This window comes from Acinetobacter sp. 24-47-39 (assembly GCF_056783825.1).
On record NZ_JBWYIP010000001.1, the window covers coordinates 397,772 to 420,193 of the forward strand.

At 37.2% G+C, this 22,422-nt stretch carries 22 protein-coding genes; 9 read left to right on the forward strand and 13 right to left on the reverse strand.

Annotated elements, in window-relative coordinates:
• Window positions 1-9: 9 nt before the first annotated feature.
• Both AC1M9C_RS01890 and AC1M9C_RS01895 read right to left on the reverse strand, forming a co-directional pair.
• The gene (locus AC1M9C_RS01890; RefSeq protein ID WP_481587517.1) at window positions 10-696 is read right to left on the reverse strand and encodes a methionine ABC transporter permease; all 687 of its coding nucleotides are present in this window, start codon (window positions 694-696) and stop codon (window positions 10-12) included.
• A gap of 9 nt (window positions 697-705) precedes the next feature.
• Complete coding sequence (locus AC1M9C_RS01895) at window positions 706-1,734, reverse strand: methionine ABC transporter ATP-binding protein (RefSeq protein WP_481587516.1); 1,029 nt, start codon at window positions 1,732-1,734, stop codon at window positions 706-708.
• A 355-nt stretch (window positions 1,735-2,089) separates the two neighbouring features.
• On the opposite strand from AC1M9C_RS01895, the gene AC1M9C_RS01900 reads away from it, so the two are divergent.
• Entirely contained in the window at window positions 2,090-3,562 is a 1,473-nt protein-coding gene (locus tag AC1M9C_RS01900; RefSeq protein WP_481953115.1) for an MFS transporter, read from the forward strand.
• Between the two features lie 40 nt (window positions 3,563-3,602).
• Here AC1M9C_RS01900 and AC1M9C_RS01905 read toward each other — a convergent pair whose 3' ends face one another.
• Both AC1M9C_RS01905 and AC1M9C_RS01910 read right to left on the reverse strand, forming a co-directional pair.
• Complete coding sequence (locus AC1M9C_RS01905; RefSeq protein WP_481587514.1) at window positions 3,603-4,334, reverse strand: UDP-2,3-diacylglucosamine diphosphatase; 732 nt, start codon at window positions 4,332-4,334, stop codon at window positions 3,603-3,605.
• A 117-nt stretch (window positions 4,335-4,451) separates the two neighbouring features.
• Window positions 4,452-4,961 carry a peptidylprolyl isomerase gene (locus AC1M9C_RS01910; protein ID WP_035263711.1) on the reverse strand — a complete coding sequence of 170 codons (510 nt, stop codon included), beginning with the start codon at window positions 4,959-4,961 and terminating at the stop codon, window positions 4,452-4,454.
• A gap of 165 nt (window positions 4,962-5,126) precedes the next feature.
• On the opposite strand from AC1M9C_RS01910, the gene AC1M9C_RS01915 reads away from it, so the two are divergent.
• Entirely contained in the window at window positions 5,127-6,848 is a 1,722-nt protein-coding gene (locus AC1M9C_RS01915) for a glutamine--tRNA ligase/YqeY domain fusion protein (RefSeq protein WP_092766370.1), read from the forward strand.
• A 218-nt stretch (window positions 6,849-7,066) separates the two neighbouring features.
• Here AC1M9C_RS01915 and AC1M9C_RS01920 read toward each other — a convergent pair whose 3' ends face one another.
• The 5 genes from AC1M9C_RS01920 to AC1M9C_RS01940 form a co-directional block, all read right to left on the reverse strand.
• The gene (locus AC1M9C_RS01920; protein ID WP_051586486.1) at window positions 7,067-7,654 is read right to left on the reverse strand and encodes a lecithin retinol acyltransferase family protein; all 588 of its coding nucleotides are present in this window, start codon (window positions 7,652-7,654) and stop codon (window positions 7,067-7,069) included.
• A 147-nt stretch (window positions 7,655-7,801) separates the two neighbouring features.
• The gene (locus AC1M9C_RS01925) at window positions 7,802-8,038 is read right to left on the reverse strand and encodes a hypothetical protein (protein WP_481953116.1); all 237 of its coding nucleotides are present in this window, start codon (window positions 8,036-8,038) and stop codon (window positions 7,802-7,804) included.
• A gap of 114 nt (window positions 8,039-8,152) precedes the next feature.
• The gene (locus AC1M9C_RS01930) at window positions 8,153-8,386 is read right to left on the reverse strand and encodes a hypothetical protein (protein ID WP_035263705.1); all 234 of its coding nucleotides are present in this window, start codon (window positions 8,384-8,386) and stop codon (window positions 8,153-8,155) included.
• A 242-nt stretch (window positions 8,387-8,628) separates the two neighbouring features.
• Window positions 8,629-9,714 (reverse strand): tRNA (uridine(54)-C5)-methyltransferase TrmA, encoded by a 1,086-nt coding sequence (trmA, locus tag AC1M9C_RS01935; protein WP_481953117.1) that lies wholly within the window; start codon window positions 9,712-9,714, stop codon window positions 8,629-8,631.
• Window positions 9,715-9,799: 85 nt separating this feature from the next.
• The gene (locus tag AC1M9C_RS01940; protein ID WP_481953118.1) at window positions 9,800-10,699 is read right to left on the reverse strand and encodes a LysR substrate-binding domain-containing protein; all 900 of its coding nucleotides are present in this window, start codon (window positions 10,697-10,699) and stop codon (window positions 9,800-9,802) included.
• Window positions 10,700-10,885: 186 nt separating this feature from the next.
• Here AC1M9C_RS01940 and AC1M9C_RS01945 point away from each other — a divergent pair, with 186 nt between their 5' ends.
• On the forward strand, window positions 10,886-11,209 hold the full coding sequence (locus AC1M9C_RS01945) for a hypothetical protein (protein WP_481953119.1): 324 nt from the start codon (window positions 10,886-10,888) through the stop codon (window positions 11,207-11,209).
• Between the two features lie 239 nt (window positions 11,210-11,448).
• Here AC1M9C_RS01945 and AC1M9C_RS01950 read toward each other — a convergent pair whose 3' ends face one another.
• The 4 genes from AC1M9C_RS01950 to ilvA form a co-directional block, all read right to left on the reverse strand.
• Window positions 11,449-12,798, reverse strand: a complete 1,350-nt coding sequence (locus AC1M9C_RS01950; RefSeq protein ID WP_035263851.1) for a TrkH family potassium uptake protein — start codon at window positions 12,796-12,798, stop codon at window positions 11,449-11,451.
• Window positions 12,798-13,454, reverse strand: coding sequence for a potassium channel family protein (locus AC1M9C_RS01955; protein ID WP_092766365.1), 657 nt, complete (start codon window positions 13,452-13,454; stop codon window positions 12,798-12,800). Before AC1M9C_RS01955 ends, AC1M9C_RS01950 begins: the two co-directional genes overlap by 1 nt.
• A 107-nt stretch (window positions 13,455-13,561) precedes the next feature.
• A complete protein-coding gene (locus tag AC1M9C_RS01960; protein ID WP_481587510.1) occupies window positions 13,562-13,909 on the reverse strand; it encodes a hypothetical protein in 348 nt (115 codons plus the stop codon).
• Between the two features lie 114 nt (window positions 13,910-14,023).
• Window positions 14,024-15,562 (reverse strand): threonine ammonia-lyase, biosynthetic, encoded by a 1,539-nt coding sequence (gene ilvA, locus AC1M9C_RS01965; protein WP_481953120.1) that lies wholly within the window; start codon window positions 15,560-15,562, stop codon window positions 14,024-14,026.
• Between the two features lie 104 nt (window positions 15,563-15,666).
• Here ilvA and rpiA point away from each other — a divergent pair, with 104 nt between their 5' ends.
• The 6 genes from rpiA (at window position 15,667) to clpA (ending at window position 22,372) form a co-directional block, all read left to right on the forward strand.
• Window positions 15,667-16,338 carry a ribose-5-phosphate isomerase RpiA gene (rpiA, locus tag AC1M9C_RS01970; protein ID WP_035263693.1) on the forward strand — a complete coding sequence of 224 codons (672 nt, stop codon included), beginning with the start codon at window positions 15,667-15,669 and terminating at the stop codon, window positions 16,336-16,338.
• Window positions 16,339-16,448: 110 nt separating this feature from the next.
• Entirely contained in the window at window positions 16,449-17,132 is a 684-nt protein-coding gene (locus AC1M9C_RS01975; protein WP_481953121.1) for a M48 family metallopeptidase, read from the forward strand.
• 648 nt (window positions 17,133-17,780) lie between these two features.
• Window positions 17,781-18,830 (forward strand): N-acetyl-gamma-glutamyl-phosphate reductase, encoded by a 1,050-nt coding sequence (argC, locus tag AC1M9C_RS01980; protein WP_481589944.1) that lies wholly within the window; start codon window positions 17,781-17,783, stop codon window positions 18,828-18,830.
• A 76-nt stretch (window positions 18,831-18,906) separates the two neighbouring features.
• Entirely contained in the window at window positions 18,907-19,656 is a 750-nt protein-coding gene (locus AC1M9C_RS01985) for a DUF6776 family protein (protein ID WP_481953122.1), read from the forward strand.
• 16 nt (window positions 19,657-19,672) lie between these two features.
• Window positions 19,673-20,086, forward strand: coding sequence for an ATP-dependent Clp protease adapter ClpS (gene clpS / locus AC1M9C_RS01990; protein WP_035263688.1), 414 nt, complete (start codon window positions 19,673-19,675; stop codon window positions 20,084-20,086).
• A 9-nt stretch (window positions 20,087-20,095) separates the two neighbouring features.
• Window positions 20,096-22,372: an ATP-dependent Clp protease ATP-binding subunit ClpA gene (gene clpA / locus AC1M9C_RS01995; RefSeq protein WP_481953123.1), complete on the forward strand. Its 2,277-nt coding sequence runs from the start codon at window positions 20,096-20,098 to the stop codon at window positions 22,370-22,372.
• Window positions 22,373-22,422: the final 50 nt, after the last annotated feature.

Below are 22,422 nucleotides of genomic sequence, written 5' to 3' on the forward strand. Positions count from 1 at the left end.
TTTAACTCATTAATGATTTTTGAGAGAAGCGCTAATACGATTACCCGTGAATTGAACAGCTTGGATCGTGATAATAAGCGTGATAATTGTTGCGATCATGATGTGATGATCAAATCGCTGATAACCATATAAAACAGCAAGGTAACCAATGCCTCCAGCACCGATAGTGCCAGCGATTGCAGAGTATTCGATCATCACGATTAAATTTAATGTCGCAGCAGAAACTAAACTTGGTAGTGATTCTTTAAGCTGAACTTGATGAATAATTTGTAAAGGAGTACCACCAGAAACACGCCCAACTGAAGTAATTTCAGGCGGTAATTCATTCAGTGCGTTTTCGACTAAGCGCGCGAAGAAAGGAATCCCTGCAATAGTCATAGGTACGACAGCAGCTGCAATACCAATAGTTGTGCCTGTAAGCCATTTTGTTAAAGGTATAATGGCTGCCATGAGCACTAAAAATGGAAGTGATCGACCTATATTCACTATGCTGCTTAAGACTGCATAAAGTTTAGGATTTTCAAATAATCCACGGTTAGAGCTATTAAATAATGCTATTCCTATGATTCCGCCAAAAATAATGACTAAAGTCATTACGATGCCGACCATTGTCCAAGTTTCTAAATAAGCTGGAATGATCATGCTTGGAATATCAGCCCAAGCAGTATTTTGATTTAAAACAATATCATTAGACATCTTTCATCCTCACGCCGCTTGGCCAGCTTGTACATTAAGTTTATGAATAGGAGCGTAATGAATATTGAGTTGGTCTAATCTGGAATAAATTTTTTCTGCATGAGCAGCAAATACATGTTCAGGAAGACTAAAAACTGTTTTACCTACTGTATAGCCATTAATGGATTCAACTGTTGAGGCATTAATTTCAAAAGATAAATTGAGTTCAATACTGATTTGAGTCAACCAATCTAAAGGTGTTCCTTTTTTTGTGGAATACGTTGCATTGATAACAATATGATCTGCACTTATAGATGCTGATTTAGGTGTAGGAAATATTTTCGAACCAACATTTGATTCTGGATCTAAAACTAAATCAATAATTGGACCTTGCTCTACTATTTCACCGTGAGAGAGCACTGCAACTTCATCAGCAATTTGACGAACAACATCCATTTCATGCGTGATGAGAATGACCGATAAACCAAGTTCGTCACGAAGCTCAGTTAATAATTTCAATATGGATTGTGTGGAATCAGGATCTAGGCCTGATGTCGCTTCATCAGCTATAACAATACTTGGCTGTAATGCAAGTGCTCGTGCGATACCCACTCGTTGCTGCTGACCACCAGAGAGTTGATTTGGGTAGTGATGAGCCCGATCCATCAATTTGACATTTTCAAGTAAATATTCAACACGTTCTTGAATTTGATTTTCAACGACGCCTAAAAATTCGAGTGGTAATGCTATATTTTCGGCAGCTGTTCTTCTTTTGAGTAACGATGCTGATTGAAACACTAGGCCAATTTTTTGACGTTGTAATCGAAGTTCTTCAGAATTTAGATGATTTAATTTAATTCCATCAAGTATCAGCTCACCATGAGATGGTTTTTCTAACAAGCTTAGACATTTCGACAATGTTGATTTTCCAGAACCACTCGGACCAATGATCGCCGTGATTTTTCCTTTCAAAATTTTTAGATTTATATCCTTGAGGACATGAGCCTCACCACCATTTTTTAGGGGATAGCTTTTAGAAAGATTTTTGATTTCAAACATTGCTGAAAGTTTCAAAACAATAGAAGTTGTTGAAATATATTGTTTTAAATTTAATTTTAAAAATATTATTTTATGGATTTTATATGTAAAAAATTCTATAGCAGAAAAAAAGAATATTATTTTTGATTTTCTTTAAAATAATTTTGATTTATTTGTTATGAGTCATAGTTAATTTTTCTAATTATATAAAATAGTCTTTTAGTCAAATTGAAGCTTTAAATTTATATATTAATAATAATTTTAATTCAAAATTTATTATTATTTAATATATATAAAATAATAAAATATTTTTAATAATATAATATTTATAAAAATAATATTCAATGATTAAGCTTCCTCGCACAAGGGGGGACTTATGTCAACATTAAGCAACGATGAACAAAGTTATCTGATCAAAAGAACAGAAGATGTTTCGAATCTTATTTCTAAGCATGCGGGTCAGGGTAAGACGAATAAAGTTATTTGGTTAGCATTAATAGGTGTATTTATTGATGCCTATGACCTCACGACTTTGTCATTTGGTATTGAGCAAGTTATTTATGACTTTTCATTGACACCTGTAATGACGGGTGTGGTGGCATCTTCAATTGTAGTCGGTACAATTGTTGGTAATTTATTAGGTGGTTGGTTAACAGATAAAATTGGACGATACCGTGTTTTTATGGCGGATATGGTGCTTTTTGTGATTGCAGCCATTGTTGCAGGTTTGGCCCCAAATGTCTGGGTTTTAATTGCGGCCCGATTTATTATGGGCATCAGTGTCGGGGTTGATTTACCTGTAGCAATGTCGTACTTATCAGAATTTTCAAAATTTAATGGTAAGAGTAACAAAGCAGCACGATTAGCCGCGTGGTGCCCAATGTGGTATGCAGCATCTAGTGTATGTTTCGCCATTGTTTTAGTTCTCTATTTTATTCTACCGCCAGAACATGCAAATTGGTTATGGAGAATTTCACTGATCTTTGGTGCAGTACCCGCATTATTGATTATTTTTATTCGGGGTAAATATTTAACAGAATCTCCAATATGGCTCGCTAATCAAGGCGATCTTGAGGGTGCTGCTAAAATTTTACGTGAATCTTATGATATCAATGCACAAGTAGATCCAGATGCTAAGGTTGTTGAGGAAACCAAGAAAATTCAAAAACCTCAAGCAAGCTTTAAAGAGTTATTCAGTCCAGTATATTTGCATAGAACAATTGTAAGCATTGTGATCCACATTTCTGTTGCTTTTCAATATACGACCATTGCTTTCTTTTTACCTTCGATTTTAACCAGATTTTTCAATACCGATACTTTAACGACGATTACAACCACGCTTGGATTAAATTTAGCCTTTGCATTCACTGGAGGTTTGTTGGGTGTTTATATGGCGAGCCGTTTTAGTTCACGATTCGTATTGTTAACTGGCTTTGGGCTTCAGTTTCTTGCACTCATTCTCTTGGGAGTAATTGAACCATCAAATCAATATCTACTCTATGGTGCAATTCTTTTACTTGGTATTTGGTTGTTCGCAGAAGGTTTTGGTCCTGGTGCTCAGATGATGGTATACCCAACCATGGCTTATCCAGCTCATATTCGTGGGGTGGGTGTAGGATTTAATCGTGCAACGACTGGTGTTGCTCAAGCGATCGCACTATTTGTGTTACCGATTTGGATGGCAAAATATAGTACAGATGTTTTCCTTATTATTTCGGTTTTCGCAATTATTCCAATTATTGTTATCGGGTTCATTATTAAATTTGAACCAACGAAAGTTGATGTGGATGCGATTCAAGAAAATGAAATTTCAAGAAGCGTTGCAGAAGAAAATAAGGTTTTATCCTAAAAATGGAAGCACTCGAAAGGGTGCTTCATTACAAAAATATTCAATATGTCCAGTTTTCAAGTTGAAGTGAACTTAATTGATTTTTAAAAAGTTGATTCTGATTAATCAATAAAATCTGAGCATGATCAAGACGCCAATCACCAAGAACAATGCGTACTTTATGATTTACTTGATGAATCGATGGGCGATGCGTATGACCATGAATTAATAAATCAACTTCTTTCAATGCATCGTGGACAGTATCTTGATTTACATCCATGACATCATAAGATTTAAATTCTTTTGATTCGTGGCTTTTTTTTCTAAATCCATTTGCAAGTTGAGTACGAAAAGAAAGTGGGGTTTTCCGCAGTATCCAAATGAGGAGTGGATTTCTGATTATTTTTTTAAAACGTTGATAGGCGACATCATCTGTACACAAGGCATCGCCATGTTCGAGACGAATATTGACATCGTTGATTTGTAAATAAGAAATTTCTGGTAGCAACTGACCACCAAATTTATTTAAAAAAATTTGATTCAGCGCAAAATCACGATTGCCGACAGAAAATAAAACTTGATTTCCCTGAGCAGTAAATCTTTTTAAGCGTTCAACGATTTCATCGAGCCAAGGAGCTGTATAGTCATCACCAATCCATGCATTAAACCAATCACCTAAAATATAGAGTTGGGTTTGCTGGTCTTGATAATGATCTAATAAATCTAAAAACCCTCGAACGAGTCGAGGGTGTTCAGGTGACAGGTGTAAATCTGAAATAAACAGATAGGTCACTTAATATTCCTTATTTGCCTACATCCCCATCAACTTTAGATGGTGAAACAATCCCTTGAACATGATATTCGTTTTAAAGCAGTGCTTGAAAACTTAATAAGTTAGGGAATAGGTTTTTTATTCAGAGATAATTTTAGCAGATTCGATCACAACGTTTTCTAGTGGAACGTCAGCGTGGTAGCCACGGTTGCCAGTGCGAACGCCTTTGATTTCATTAACAACGTCCATACCTTCTACAACTTTACCAAATACTGCATAACCCCAACCTTGAGCTGTTTTACCCGTATGGTTAAGGAAAGCATTGTTTTTCACGTTAATGAAGAATTGTGCAGATGCTGAGTGAGGAGCTTGAGTACGTGCCATAGCAATCGTACCTTCGTCATTGCTTAAACCGTTGTCAGCTTCATTTTCAATAGAATCGCGAGTTGCTTTTTCTTTGAAGTTTTCATCCATGCCACCGCCTTGGATCATGAAACCGTCAATTACACGGTGGAAAATTACGCCATCATAAAAACCATCACGAACGTACTCTAAAAAGTTAGCAACAGTTTTAGGTGCTTTTTCAGAGTTAAGCTCTAGAACAATACGTCCTTTATTGGTGTTTAATTCGACTTGAGGAAAACTCATTCTATAATCTCCTGATCATGGACAAAAAGCCATGGGTTTGTGGTTGAGAGAAGCATAAGCAAACTGTAAACTACAAGGCAAGCAAAAACGTTATTTTCTTTGTTAATAATATGAAGATAGCGTTTTAATTATCCTATTTTATCTTATAGAAGTGATTTATCAACTATGAAGCCGAATGATGTTGTTTCATCCCTGCCAATTACCCCGACGACTAACAATCCATCAGTCGATGCTGCGCAGCAAGAACAACAACCGGGCTTAGACTTTGTACGTCAAGTAATTACAGAAGACCTTGCAGCAGGGCGTACAGATAAAGTCGTGACGCGCTTTCCACCAGAGCCTAATGGTTATTTACACATTGGACATGTTAAAGCGATTTGCCTGAATTTTGGTATTGCAGAAGAATTTTCTGGTTTATGTAATCTTCGTTTTGACGATACAAATCCAGATGCAGAAGAACAAGAATATGTAGATGGTATTGCGAACGATGTTAAATGGCTCGGTTTCGACTGGAATGGTGAACCACGCTACGCATCAAGTTACTTTGATCAATTGTATCAATGGGCGATTCAATTAATTAAACAAGGTGATGCATATGTCGATTTGCAATCTCCTGAAGAAATTAAGCTGAATCGTGGGAATTTTGTAGAACCAGGTAAAAATTCTCCGCAACGTGATGCAACGGTTGAAGAAAACTTAGCACGTTTTGAACAAATGCGTAATGGTGAGCTTGGAGAAGGCCAAGCAGTACTTCGTGCCAAGATTGATATGGCATCACCGAACGTACATATGCGTGATCCAATTCTTTATCGTGTTTTACATTCTGAGCATCATCAAACAGGCGATACTTGGAAAATCTATCCAATGTATGACTATGCTCATCCTTTGTCTGATGCGATTGAAGGCATTACGCACTCCCTATGTACGCTTGAATTCCAAGACCATCGCCCGTTCTATGATTGGGTTGTCGCTAAGGTAAATTCTCCAGCAGTTCCACGCCAGTACGAATCAAGCCGTTTGAATGTTGATTATACCATCACCTCAAAACGTAAATTACGTAAGCTGGTCGAAGGTGGTTACGTCAATGGTTGGAATGATCCACGTATGCCTACAGTCGTGGGAATGCGTCGTCGTGGCTTTACTCCAGAAGGCTTACGTGATTTCTGTAAGCGTGTGGGCGTATCTAAAACTGATGGTATTGTCGATGTTGCAATGCTTGAATTCTGCATTCGACAATCATTAGAAAATACTGCTGCACGTGGTATGGCGGTATTGAATCCTCTTAAAGTGACATTGACCAACCTTCCAGAGGATATGGATTTAACACACGCACGCCATCCAAATGTTGATATGGGTGATCGTGTAATTCCACTGACTTCTGAATTGTATATTGATCGTAAAGATTTTGAGGAAGAGCCGCCTAAAGGGTTTAAACGCTTAATTCCTGGTGGTGAAGTCCGTTTACGTCATGCTTATGTGATTAAATGTGATGAAGTGATTAAGGATGAAAATGGCGAAGTTGTTGAACTTAAATGCTCTATCGATCCGCATACTTTAGGTAAGAATCCAGAAGGTCGTAAAGTCAAAGGTGTTATTCATTGGGTATCTGCAAATAAAGGGATTCCTGCTGAAGTTCGTATTTATGATCGTCTATTTACTGAAGCCGCACCTGATGCGGACGATGATTTCTTAGCGAATTTAAATCCAGATTCTCTAAAAATTGTTCAAGCGGTAATTGAGCCTGCTTTAGCTCAAGCGAAACCTGAAGATCGATTCCAATTCGAACGTGAAGGTTATTTTGTCGCTGATCAATTTGATCATACTGTTGAAAAACCTGTCTTTAACCGTATTTTGGATTTAAAAGATAGTTTTAAGCCTGCAAAATAAAGTTTGGTAATATCAAAAAAAGCCTGATTGATTCAGGCTTTTTTTTATTCAAATTTAGGTTAATAAATAATTTTTGTGATTAAATTCACATGATTAGATAAAGGTGAGTATTTAAGAATAATTTAATAAGTTATAAATAAAAACTAAAATAACATTATATTTCAAATATATATTTGACTATTTGGATTTTCAAGCGCATATTTAATTCAACCGAAAGGTTAATTTGAAACTTTGTTTTCCTCGAAACCCTGCTTAAGCGGGGCTTTTTTTTGCTTTAGTTTCTGATGTTGCTGTAAAGCGATATACACAGGGCCTTTCAGTTTGCGCTGATCATTTAACTTTTTCTTAATATAAAATACCAAAGCAAAACAGGTGGTTGCTAAAGTTAAAAGAAGACTATTTAAGTAGCTCATGAGTGAGCTGATATAACCAATAGTGGTGAGTCTATTCATCATTTTGATGACTTGTGGGCTACTTTCGATGCCCGTGATCGCCCAAGAACATAAGTGTTCACAATTATTAATAATGAGATGATAGTTATTTTCATGCATTCGAGAGCGCATTCGTCTTACGACAGCACGACCTGAATATTTGGGGGTGCTATAATGCCGAATCGTAATTTTTTTGCCATGTGCAAATTTTTGCAGAGATGTAATTTCGATCGGATGTTTTTTAAAGAGATGAGCAAAACCTGAATAATGAATAACACGACCCTTACCCACATAAATACCATGATGTGAATAACCAAAATGCTTAACAATTAAGTGAGCACCAAGAGGGAATGTTTTGACGTGTTTATGCCGCATTTATAAAATATTCCAATAACTTTACAGATGTACATTTATTGAAAGAGAGTCCACAGTATAACCGAATTGGAAATAAATAATGAGGTATAAATACAATATAAGCACTCTAAAAAAGGTGCCTAAATTTTTTATTCAACTCAAATGAAGTTATGAGAAGAAAGCATTTTGTGTTTCACAATTTTTAATTGCATCTTCTTTAGGAAGCTGTTTAATTTGCTCTTCAAACTCGATTTTTTGACGATCTATGGCAGTTTGAGGAATACCGCTCTCTTTCGCTAATTTTTCAATGTTGCCCCAAACTTCCTCACATGCTGAAGGTAGCTTATTACAACCACTAAGCGATATGAAAGTCGCCCCTAAAATAATGAATAGAATATTTTTCATTGAATCCCCAAATGTATTTTTAATTATCCTATGAGCTTATCTTAATTGAACATTTTTAAATTGAACAGAAAATTTATCATAAAAAAAGCACTGTCTATGCAGTGCTTTTTTTCTTTACTGAAGGGTGATTTTGTTACTCAATAAATCAGTAAGATCTTTTTTTGAATAGCCACGCGAAATAAGAACTTTTTTGATTCCGCGTATTACATCTTCATCTGATGCCTTTTGTAAAGCCTCGATCAACTGATCGTTAGTCTTACATGAACAATCATTTTCAACACAAGCAATTTGATTTTTATGCTCGTTCTGCTGCGAATCTGATGAAAACAGCTTTTGCCAAAAACTCATAGAGCCTTCATTTGCAACCAAAGATAGGTCGAAATATAGTCGATTTAAAATTTAATGCAAGTTTGTAATCGTGATTTAAGGCACATTTTAAAATAAATATTTCGATGATAAACCTAAAGTTTAACGAAATTATGACATTGAAAAATTAAATTTTTCTTTATTTATATGATTTTTAAGTGAAATTCAAAAAGCATAAAAAATGGACAGTGTAAGAACTGTCCATTTAGTAAGAAATAAATTGTTTAAATTTTCTCTAAAAGAACGCCTGACTCGACATGGTGGGTATAAGGAAATTGATCGAACAGCGCAAATTTAGTGATTTTATGAGTTTCCGATAACATCTTCAAATTGTCGTGTAAAGTATCTGGATTGCATGAAATATAAATAATACGGTTAAAGCGTTGAAGCAGCTTCAAGGTATCATCATCAATGCCTGCACGAGGTGGATCTACAAATACAGTATCGAAGTCATAACTTTGAATATCAATATTGGCTTCGTGTAAACGTCTAAACTCACGTTCTGCATTGAAGGCTAAAGTAAAATCTTCAGCTGAAAGGCGAGCAACTTGAATATTGTTTATTTGATTTTGCTCAATATTCCATTGCGCTGCATAAACTGATGATTTAGCCAGTTCCGTCGCTAGAACGCGATTAAACTTTAGCGATAATGGAAGGGTAAAATTACCATTACCGCAATAAAGCTCTAAAAGATCTTTATCACTGGTTTGAGCTGCGTTACATGCCCACTCCAGCATTTTTTGACAAACTTGCGCATTAGGTTGCGTGAAGCTACTTTCAATTTGTTTATATTTGAATTTACGGTCAAATACGTGTAATTCTTCAATTACATATTCATCCGTCAATACAATTTTTTGACCACGGCTGCGACCAATAATCTTAATATTGAGTTTTGAAGATAAATTTTTTGCTAGTTGTTCCCAGTCTTGATCAAGCGGACAACGATAAATCAATGAAACCAGCATTTCACCGTTCAACGTTGAAAGAAAATGTACTTCAAACAGACGCTTAGAGAGCACTGCATTTGATTTTAGTTCAGACAGGAGAACAGGCATTAAATCATTAATAGATTTATCCGCGATTGGAAACTCATCAACACGTACAACTTTCTTTTGAATACCATCTTCCGCGCGTTCAAACATGGCATAAAACATATCATCTTCTGTATGCCAAATACGGAACTCAGCTCGCATACGGAAATGTTTTTCAGGAGATGAAAAAACTTCTAGTTCAGGTGGTTGATATTCAGCAAATTGATTGCGGATACGTTCAATTTTTGCATCAAGTTGTTGTTGATAAATAGAAGTCATAAAAATCTAAAAAAACTAGCACAAAGCAGAGTGAATGGTAGCAAATAATAAGCCAACATTCTTCTAAATCTTTGTGCTGTTGTGACTATCTTTTGGTGAGGTGCTCAACTAAGTAGTCGATGAACACACGTACAGCTGGTAATAAACCACGGCGAGAAGGGTAAACCACATGAAAAATACCGTGTGGTGCATTCCAGTCAGGCAGAACCTTAACAAGACGCCCATCTTTAATATAATCTTCAACAATACTGTCTGGGAGTAATGCTACCCCACAATTGTCACTTGCAAGTTGTGCAAGCATAAGTAAATCAGAGCCCATCACGACTGGACTCACTTTGACTTTAATCGATTTGTTGTTTGAATCATGTAGAACGAGTTGTTGATCAGTATGTTCATCAACCATACTTAATATTCGATGATTTGAGAGTTCTTCAGGTTTTTTGATAGATCCAAACTCATTAAGATAAGCCTGGCTGGCGAAAAGATGTTGTTCAATATTTTCAAATTTTCGAATGACCAAACTTGGGTCATCATCCAAACTTGAGCGAACACGAAGCGCTAAATCAATTCCTTCATTAATGATATCGACACGTCGATTAGTAACCATCAATTGTACTTTAATTTCAGGATACTGCTTGAGGAAATTTGGCAGTATTTTGGTCATTTCATGTTGGGCAATTGATACGGGTAAACTAACACGAATTAAGCCTCTTGGTTGTTCACTTAAATGATCTACCAAATCATGAGCAGATTGGGCAGCATTCATCATTACTTGCGCATGGCGATAAATGTTCATCCCAATATCAGTGACAGCAAAATGACGTGAACTACGTTGAATAAGCCTTACACCGAGATTTTCTTCTAAATTATAAACACGTCGACTCAATTTTGATTTCGGAATGTCAGTTGCTCGTTCAGCAGCGCTAAAACCGCCATGTTCGACAACAAGGGCAAAGCAATAAAAATCATCTAAATCTGAAAGCATGGATTCATTCCATATATGCGACGTTTTGTTAAAAAATACATTATTGTTCTGAATAGTCAATTGAGTTGCTGTGTTTTCTCTAAAATCTAAGGTTGTTATATTTAGTAATGAATAAAGAGGGCTATTTAAAAATCTAAAAGCAATGGTTAAACTTATGTTTTATAGCGCGTAATACTTAAGGTTGACATGGCTTATACAATAATTGAACTTCAAGATCCTCAAGAAAATGTACAGTGCCCGCATTGTCAACACGCTGTTATTGACTGGAATGAAGAGCAATATATTCAACCTTGTGATCATACATTGTTTATTGCTATGGACTTGGGATTTGAATTTATTTCAGATGAATTTGAAGCAACTATGCCTCGCACAGTAGATGAAATTCATGCAGATGATGAAAACTCGAATGTATTTACTGAGATTACTCGTTCTGATTTAGCTCAGTTTAAAATTTATAAAGTTGCATTGGGTGTTGAAAACCTCAATCGTTATATTGGTTTCCAATCATAATTTTTAATCATAAGCATATGGTCTAAAGATTTGGGGTTTCCTTGAGTCTTTTAATTTCTTTGTATTGGGTTGTTGATTGCAAAGTTCTAAGGTTGTGTTTTTTCATGATAAGTTCAATGCTTTGCATAAAGAAATCATGGCTATCATAAAACGCACTTATGGCTATAAACATCTGATCTATTTTTGGATTGGTTCGTGTTTTATCGATCAACTTCACCTTAGATCCAAGTGAATTCTATCTAACCCACTTGGATTTCAGCATTAGGATGACTCAACCTGCTTTTTTTAGGGGTTGCAATTAAATAAGCTAGTGTCAAAGGACCGAGACGACCCGCAAACATCAGTATCATGAGCATATATAAACTTGCAGGTTGTAATTCTGAAGTAATACCTCTAGATAATCCGACTGTACAAGCTGCGGAAACAGCTTCGAATAGTAAATCTAGAAAACGTTTATTAGGCTCTAAAATTAATAACGTAAAGAAACCAATGAAAATGAGCATAGCAGTTATGCTAATGACCGCAAGAGCTTTATAGGTGACAGTTGCGGGAATCGAGTGTTTAAAAACAGTGACTTCGTCAGCTCGTCTCAAAAATGTGATTACACTCAATACTACAATAATAAATGTACCTACTTTAATACCACCAGCAGTACTTAAAGATCCGCCGCCAATAAACATTAGTAGCATAGTCACCAAGGTTGCTGGATCACTCATACTGGCCATATCAATACTATTAAATCCAGAGGATCGCGGTACTGTGGCATGAAACCAAGCATTTAATGCTTGGTCTCCAATTGACATTGGGGCGAGGGTCAATGGATTATTTGCTTCTAAACACCAAATCATAATAAAGGCAAATAGATTGAGTCCCGCGATAGTAGAAAGAATCAGTTTGCTGTTGGTTGAGAGTTTTTTCCACTTATGAGCGCGTTTGATATCCATAAGTACCACGAAACCTATTCCACCAATGATATACAACATGCTGATGGTCAGAGTTACAGCATATTGGCCTGAAAAACTCATTAAACTGTCTGGAAAAAGAGAGAAACCACCATTATTAAATGCTGAGATACTGTAAAAGGCTGCATAAAACAGGGCATCACTAAAATCGTAGTATTGAAGCCACGTAAATGTCAGGATGAATGTTCCAATCCCTTCGAAAAATAGAGAATACAATAAGACGGCTTTAACAGTGAACGAGGCCCTTGCTAAACTGGTTTGACCAATTGTTTCTTGAGCCATCACTTGTTGCTTTAAACCAAGTTTAGTGGAAAGGCTCAAAGCAGCCAAAATTGCGAAAGTCATGAATCCTAAGCCACCACATTGGATGAGTAGCATAATGATGAATTGACCAAAAGTCGTATATGCCTCGCCAATATTGACCACAGAAAGTCCCGTAATTGTCACAGCAGACGTGGCGGTAAATAAGGCTTCTAGCCAAGAGACATTTCCTTCGTGTGCAAAGGGAAGTTTTAGCAGTAATGTTCCAATGATAATAAAACTGAGAAAGCCCAAAGCAAGCAAACTTGGTGGACTCAAATTAATACTTTGCGTTTTTTTATTGATCAATTGATCATAAAATTTCATCATTTCGAAATAAATCTCGATGAGAGTTTACGTAGAAGATTGACAGGACCTTCAACAATTAAAATGTCATTTTTTTGCAGCAATGTACCAGGTGCGATGTCATAAATTACATGTGTGCCACGTTGTAATAGTAATGTTTGTACGCCGTCGCTGTGCTCCATGATATCTTTAAATTCTACACCTTGTAGTTTTTCACTCACTTCCACTTTGACAATATAACGGTCATCATTCAACGCCATATAGCGTCTAACCATTGGGTAGCTTAATGATTGTGCAACGCGAATACCCATGTCTTCTTCTGGATGAATAATTTGACCAATACCGAGATGCGTCAAAATCATATGATGGGCTTTCGATTTTGCTTTTACTAGGATTTTTTCTACGCCTAAATTTTTAAGGTTGAGGACACATAGAATACTGGCCTCAATATCTTCTCCAATTGCGACAACGACGGCATCGCAATTCTGTACATTCAGTTCTCGAAGTACATGTTCATCTGTGGCATCGGCGATGACAGCATGACTGATGTTATCAGAGATATTTTCAACGTATTTTTTTTCAGTATCGATTCCAATCACATCATGTTTTAATTGAGTGAGTTCTAATGCAACTGTACCACCAAAGCTGCCTAAGCCAATTACTGCAAATAGCGCCATTGAATATCCTAAAATTTTAAAGATCAGAAAGTAATGATTTGATTTTAATTTCGCTTTGAGTGAGTTTATCTTGTTGATCTGAGTTGATTCAATTCATTTGTTGAGGATTATTTGTGATCACTATAAAAATAGTAAATCGTAATTGAAATCAATGTCCATGAAAGTGCTAAGTAAATATAAGTTAAATGAATATGATCGATCATAAAGTTAGCATGAACGAAACTTGTCATGAGCACAATTGCCATCATATATATCAACGTCATACGATAACGATAAATAGGTGCTAATCCCAACATGATATAGGGGAGTGCTGCATAACCTAAAAAAATAAAAACTTCGAGGGATTTGCTTAAGGTGGTAACTTCAGGATATAGATATTTCGAAATAAACAGAAGTGCGGAAAAGATGATCCACATGAGAAAAGGAATTACTACAAAACTGAACCATATTTGCATGATTTATCTTAATATCTAAAATTTTAAAGTGATCGTTTTTTCTATCTTTCGATTTTAATTGTATATCAATTATTGAATTAAAAAAGCCTGTCAAAATGACAGGCTGTATTGATTTTATTTGAGGAAACGTTGATAACCAAGATTATTGGTAATTTCTTCGTATGGATAATTGATACTTTCTAACGTTTCAACTAAACCATCAGGGTTTTGTTGTGCATCTTCAGCTTCGAGTCCAACCAATACACGACCTTCAGCCGCACCATGATTACGATAATGGAACAGGGTAATGTTATGCGTTGGACCAAGACGTTCCAAGAATGTTAATAATGCACCTGGACGTTCAGGAAATTCAACGCGGAATAAACGTTCATTTTCAATATCAGCATGACCACCGATCAGGTAGCGAATATGTAATTTGGCAACTTCATCGTCAGATAAGTCATCCACATCATACTGAAACTTTAATGTCTCGAATATTTCTTGACGTTCTTTTTCGCCGCTTTTTAAACTAATTCCAACAAATACTTGCGCTGCAGTCGCACTACTTGCACGGTAGTTGAATTCAGTAATATTTCGACCTTGAAGGGCACGACAGAAATTGAGGAATGCACCTTTTTGTTCAGGAATCGTGACAGCAAAAATAGCTTCTTTACGTTCACCTAATTCAGTTCGTTCTGCAATATAACGTAAACGGTCAAAGTTCATATTTGCACCGCATACAATTGAAACGATGTTTTTACCTTCTAAGCCGTGCTCAGCCACATATTTTTTAATCCCTGCAAGTGCCATCGCACCTGACGGCTCAACAATACTACGGCATTCATCATAGGTGTCTTTAATTGCTGCGCATATTTCATCAGTATTCACAAGAACAACTTCTGGTTCTACGATTGGACCTGAATTGTCAGATTTTTGCAGACGAATCACTTCAAAAGGTTTTTCACCGATTTGCGCCACGGCTGTACCATCCGCGAATAAACCAACTGAAGGCAGAATCACACGTTCATTTGCTTCTAAAGCGGCTTTTAAACAAGCTGACTCATCATATTCCACAGGAATAACTTTTACATGCGGTGCAACATCACCAAGGTAAGCAGCAACACCTGCAATCAAACCGCCACCCCCAACGGCAACGAATACATAATCCACATCTCGCCATTGACGTAAAATTTCATTGGCAATTGTACCTTGACCAGCCATAACGAGTTCATCGTCATAAGGCGGAATAAAAGTCATTCCTTCATCTTGCGCACGTTGAATTGCGTATTTATTTGCGATGTCAAAAGAATCACCATGAAGTACGACCTCGCCACCTAAGCGCTTTACTGCTTGGACTTTAATGTCTGGTGTTGTCTTAGGCATCACAATAATCGCGCGAATTCCTAATTTTTTTCCTGAGAGAGCTACACCTTGAGCATGGTTACCAGCAGAAGCGGTAATGACACCTCGTTCTAGTTGAGCTTTAGGAAGTTGGCTGATTCTGTTGTAGGCACCGCGGAGTTTGAAAGAGAATACGGGTTGTAGGTCTTCACGTTTAAAACGAATATTATTATTAAGACGTTCACTAATTCGTGGTGCCGCTTCGAGTGGGGTTTCGATAGCAACGTCGTATACCGTTGCTTGTAAAATTTGTCGAACCAAACGAGACAGCATGTTAATTTTCCATCTAACAGTTTAAAATAGGCGCTTATTGTAACAAACCATAAGGCTTAGCGGTTTAAAATAACTGCAAAAGTCCAAATTAGTTGAGTGAAGTCATGAGTCTATATGCAACCCAAGATGAGAAAAAACAAGCAGCAGCACAAGCAGCTTTAAAACACTTACCGAAAGGGGGCATTTTAGGCGTAGGCACAGGCAGTACTGTTAACTTTTTGATTGATTTACTTCCTGAACTTCAATTAGAAGCTGCAGTTGCAAGTTCGGAAGCGACTGCGCAGCGTTTGAAGAAGCTGGGTATTGAAGTGGTAGATATGAACTCAGTGGGTGGTCTTGATGCATATGTAGATGGTGCAGATGAGATTGATCGTCATATGCACATGATCAAAGGTGGTGGTGCGGCATTGACACGTGAAAAAATCGTGGCATCGATTGCAAAAAAATTCGTCTGTATCGTAGATGATTCTAAATGGGTAGATCAGTTGGGGCGTGATTTTCCACTTCCTGTTGAGGTGATTCCAATGGCACGTTCTGCTGTTGCACGTAAAATTGTCTCTTTAGGTGGCGACCCAGCGTACCGTGAAGGTGTAGTGACCGACAATGGTAACGTGATTTTAGACGTGCATAACTTAAATATCTTAAATGCACTTGAGCTTGAAAAAACATTGAATGATATTCCTGGTGTGGTATGCAACGGTATCTTTGCTTTGAATAAAGCAGACATTGCGATTGTTGCGACCAACAATGGTATTGAAGAGCGTACAGCAGTTTAATTTTAACTCCTTGACGAGCTGGTCTCCCCAAACTCCCTCTTTTAAATAGAAGGGCTTTTCTTCCCCCTTTCTTAAAGGGGGGGTGGGGATTTAATAATTAAAGAATAACAATGACTTTATCCGACCTTCCTGATATTGAAATCACCAAAAGTATTCGATCGAAAAGACTACGTCTACGTATAGATGGAACGTCAATTTGTGTGACTGCGCCATGGTTTTGTACCCATAAACAAATACAACAGTTTGTTCAAGATTCAGAAGCTTGGATCGTTCAAACTTGGCAGGCACAACAAAGTAAAATTCAACAGATTGATCGCGTTTTACCTTTATCTTTACAGTTATTTAATTTAGAAAATTCTATTAAAATTCAATATATTCAGCAGAAATTCAACTATAAGTTTGATTCAGTGATGAATGAGCTGAGTGTGAGTGATCGTCAGCCTCAACAATATTTAAAAGCCTTTGTTATTGATTATGCTAAACAGCATCTGCCTGTATATCTGGCTCAAGTATCTGATCAGTGTGGTTTAGCTTATCATGGCTGTAAGATTCGTCAGCCAAAAACGCGGTGGGGAAGTTGTACAGCACGTCATGACATTATGTTGAATAGTGCTTTGGTGCTTTTTCCTCAGGAAATAACACGCTATGTTTGTGTGCATGAATTAGCACATACAAAGCATTTTGATCATAGTGCTCAGTTTTGGGCGGAAGTGGCGAAGTATGATCCAGATTTTAAACTTAACCGAAAAAAATTAAAAATAACGCCGTTGCCATATTGGTGGATGCATAATTAATTATTATGCTGGGATTGCTTTGTCGATATTAAAAAATCAATTGTTTAGCGCTAGTCAATTAGTCTGATCTGGCGACTGGTATTCTAAATTTTGGCTATCATGATTGCTCTGTTTGGTTAGTTTGTCTCTAATATGCTCATAAGACGAATTAGTGTGTGTTTTTTTGATTCTAATTTTGTCTGTGCCTGCTTTAATGCTTTATAGCATCCTCATGTATATTCTACTGAACCCGAGTAATCCTATTCACTTTCATTGGACGAACTATTTATCGCTTTTTGGCGGGGCTATAGCGTGGTTGATATTATTGATCATGGCAATTTTATAGATAAATCAAAAAAAAGATTTCTAAATTGCTTTCCGTGAGTGGAGGGTTATGTTCGGTATGGGGAGTAACTCCTTTTGTTGTGAAACAGGATCCGATCGTATTTCTTGCTCTCCCAGGGTTTATATTTGCACTGTATTTATGCTATTTGAGTTGGCAGGTAAATCAATGAAGTCACATGATAGACTTTATTAGATGCTTAACAGAGCCATCTAAATTATTAAACTTATAAAATAACAGCATTCCCATATGAAAGGGTTCAGAAAGTCACAAGTTCCTGTCATACTACTGCCTGTAACGAATACAGTCATTTAGAGGTAGATATCGTGATTTCAGTTGGTATTGTTGGTGGTACAGGATATACAGGCGTTGAACTTTTGCGTCTTTTGCTGCGACACCCAAATGTTCAAGTGAAAGCACTGACTTCTCGTACTGAGGCTGGTCGTCGTGTCGATGATATGTTTCCAAGTTTACGTGGTCATACCGATCTAGAGTTTTCAGATTTAAGCTTAGATTTATTAAAGTCTTGCGATGTTGTGTTTTTTGCGACACCACATGGTGTAGCGATGAAACACGCTGAAGAATTAGTAGCAGCGAATACAAAAGTAATCGATTTAGCCGCTGACTTTCGTTTGCAGGATTTAGCGCAATTTGAAAAATGGTACGGTATGGAGCATGCTTGTCCAGATCTACTTAAAAATTCAGTGTATGGGCTTTCTGAGCTCAATCGTGAAAAAATTAAACAAGCTCAAGTGATTGGTAATCCTGGTTGTTATCCAACGACAGTTCAAATTGGTTTGGCGCCTGTACTGAGATCTTCAGAAGTATTGGTAAAACCTGAAAGTATTATTATTGATGCAAAATCTGGTGTATCTGGAGCTGGACGCAAAGCAAGTTTAGGCATGATCTATACTGAAAATGCTGATAACTTCAAAGCCTACGGTGTTGCAGGGCATCGCCATCATCCTGAAATTGTTGAAGCGCTTGAAAATATATCGGGACAGAAAGGTGTATTTGACAATATCCTTTTTGTTCCGCATTTGGTGCCGATGATTCGTGGCATGTTATCTACAATATATATCGACTTAACAGAAGCAGGTCAGCAAGCCGATTTGCAAGTAATTTACGAACAGTTCTACCAAAACGAGCAGTTTGTTGATGTTATGCCGGCAGGAAGTTCACCAGAAACTCGTTCTGTTCGTGGATCAAATGATTTACGTATTGCGTTGTATAAACCACAACCAACAAAGTTAGTCATTTTAGTTGCCCAAGATAACTTGGTGAAAGGTGCAGCAGGACAAGCTGTTCAAAACATGAATTTAATGTTTGGATTTGCGGAAAATGCAGGCCTTAACGTGATTGGTTTATTACCATAAAAAACCTTTTTTGACTTCACACACATTTAACTTTGCAGTTAAATGTGTGTTTTGATTTTATAAATTAGAGATGACGATGCAAAACTCAGAATCAAATAATACGTCACAGCATAAAGATGAAAAAAATATCGGTTTTTTTCAATCGAATAAACCCCTTATGGCGGGTGGAATCATCTTATGTGCAGGCAGTTTACTTCTGGGCTATACGGTTGGTCATCGTCAAGGTCTAACTGTAGTTGGTTATGATGCTGACGCGGAACAATTGGTTGAAGTTGTCGAAAAACAAAAAAAAGAATTATCTGAGCTGAATAAGAAATTAAATACCTCAGTTCAAGAACGTGATGTTGCTGTAACTAACTCAAACGATATGTATGCTGCATTAAATCAAGCCAACGCTGAAAAACTTCAAATTGAAGGTCAGAGTGCGATTTTCCGAGAAGTGCTGAGACAACGTGGTGGATTGAGTTTAACAGTGCAAAATTTAGCTGTTAAGTCGCTTCCAGAAAATGTATATGAATATCAGGTTGATTTAGTTCAAGTCAGCCCGAATAAACGTAAAGCATCTGGTGAAATTGAAATCAGATTAATTCAAGGTACGGAAGTTTTAGTTGTTCCAATTTCAGAAAAATCATTCAGTTTCGACCATTATCAGCGATTAACTGGTCGTTGGACGATGCCAAAAGGCTTTACGCCCCAATTTATTGAAATCCGTGTGAAAGGCTCAAGTGCTCAAACTAAGCGCTTTAGTTGGCAACGTGGTGAAGCAATCGAATCAACCGCTGCCTTTGCAGCTGAAGTACCGCAAGCTGCGGCAAATTCTCAATAATAGATTATAGAGTGCTATGCGAAGTAATAAACGTCATAAATGTCTAAATGACATTAAATTATCATTTCAACAATCTGGATTAGTGGATTGGCACTTCAATCCACGATTGAGTGATGCACAAAATGATGAAGCCGATGGCGATTTAGCTGTAGCAACAGCACCACCGCAATTTAAGCGACCTCCCTTATACAATGTGGTATTGTTGAATGATGATTACACGCCAATGGATTTTGTAATTGAAATTTTACAACAATACTTTGCATTGAATCTTGACCAAGCTACCGAAGTAATGCTAACAGTACATTATCAAGGAAAAGGTATCGCAGGTGTCTATCCTAGAGACATTGCTGAAACCAAGGCGAATCAAGTTAACAATTATGCGCGCTCTCAAAGTCATCCATTGCTTTGCCAGATCGAGCCACAAGAATAAGGGGATCACATGCTCAGTCGTCAATTAGAAGTATCACTGCGTTTGGCTGTTAGCATGGCTCGTCAAAAGAGACATGAGTTTCTTACAGTTGAACATTTGTTACTCGCACTTTTAGATAATGATTCTGCAGTGAATGCACTAAAAGCCTGCGGTGCAGAAATTGTCAGTTTACGTAAAGAGCTTGAAGAGTATGTAGAGCAACATACGCCTAAATTAGGCGATAATGCTGAACAAGCGCCTCATCCTACAGAAAGCTTTGATCGTATATTACAACGTGCAATTTTCCATGTTCAGTCTAGTGGTGGAGATCGGACAGTTGAGGGTGCAGATGTACTGGTTGCAATGTACTCAGAACGAGATTCATTTGCGGTTTATTTGCTAAAACGTCACCAAATCAATCGTCTTACTTTAACTCAATATCTTTCACATGGTGCGCGTAAGGAAGATGTTCCAGCTGAAGAAGAAACGGATGACTTAGAGGGTGAAAACTCAGCTTCAGCAAATGCAGGTCCATTAGAGCTTTATACTTTAAATCTCAACGCAGAAGCTTTAAAGGGTAAAACTGATCCTTTGATTGGTCGTGAAAAGGAAATTGAGCGTGCAGCTCAAATTCTATGTCGACGTCGTAAAAACAATCCGCTTTTGGTGGGTGATCCAGGTGTGGGTAAAACATCCATAGCAGAAGGTTTGGCTTGGCTGATTGTTAACAATAAAGCACCAAAGCCACTTCTGAATGCGGAAATCTATAGTTTAGATATCGGTGCACTTGTTGCAGGTACAAAATACCGTGGTGACTTTGAGAAACGATTAAAGCAATTGTTAAATGCCCTAAAGAAGAAGCCAGAAGCAATTTTGTTTATTGATGAAATTCATATGATCATTGGTGCAGGCTCAAGTATGGGTAGCACTATGGATGCATCGAATTTAATCAAACCTGCATTGGCAAATGGTACTTTACGTTGCATTGGTTCAACAACGTTTCAAGAATATCGTCAAGTTTTTGAAAAAGATCATGCATTATCACGCCGTTTCCAAAAGATTGATGTTAATGAGCCATCAATTAATGAAACAATTGATATTCTTCGTGGACTCAAGTCTAAATTCGAAGAATTTCATAAAGTTCAATATGATGATGCAGCTCTTGTTTCTGCAGTTGAGTTATCGGCTAAATTTATCAATGATCGCTTCCTCCCAGATAAAGCGATTGACGTAATAGATGAAGCAGGGGCACAACGACGTTTGAAAGCTGATCAAGATAACACTTTGATTACAGTTGAAAATGTTGAAGATATTGTTTCGAAAATTGCACGAATTCCACCTAAAACTGTGTCCAAAGATGATAAATCTGTGCTTGAGCACTTAGAGCGTGATCTTAAACGAGTTGTATTTGGTCAAGATGAGGCGATTACCGCATTATCCTCTGCAATTAAGTTGTCACGAGCTGGGCTTAAAGCACCAGATAAGCCAGTTGGTAGTTTCGTATTTGCAGGACCTACTGGTGTGGGTAAAACCGAGGTGACAAAACAACTTGCAAAACTGCTCGGTGTTGAATTAGTCAGATTTGATATGTCTGAATATATGGAACGTCATGCGGTTTCACGTTTGATTGGTGCACCTCCAGGTTATGTTGGTTTTGATCAAGGTGGTTTACTGACTGACGCAATCCATAAAAATCCACATTGTGTATTGTTATTGGATGAGATTGAAAAGGCACATCCTGATGTGTTTAATTTATTGCTGCAAGTCATGGATCATGGTTCATTAACCGATAATAATGGTCGTAAGTCAGACTTCAGAAATGTCATTATTGTGTTAACAACGAATATTGGCGCTGAAAGTATTTCCCGTACAAGTATTGGTTTTACAGAGCAAGATAATAGTCGTGATAATCAGGAAGCAATGAAGAAGGCATTTACACCAGAGTTTAGAAACCGCTTAGATGGGGTTATTCAATTTAAAGCTCTACCTACGACAGTAATCGATTCTGTGGTAGATAAATTCCTTACAGAACTTCAAGCTCAACTTGATGACAAAAAAGTTGTTTTAGAGGTAGATCAGTCAGCACGAGATTGGTTAAGTGAAAATGGTTATGATCGTCTGATGGGTGCTCGTCCAATGCAGCGTTTGATTCAAGAGCATTTGAAAAAGCCGCTTGCCGAAATGATTTTATTTGGTGAGTTGGCTGAAAACGGCGGTAATGTAGCAGTAACAGTTAAAAAAGAAGATGGCAAAGCTGTTGGATTAAAGTTGGAAGTATTTGAAGATTCTGCAGCTGAACCAGCCTAGTGTGTTATTAATTGTACTAAAGCCCGTTTATTTAAACGGGCTTTAATTTT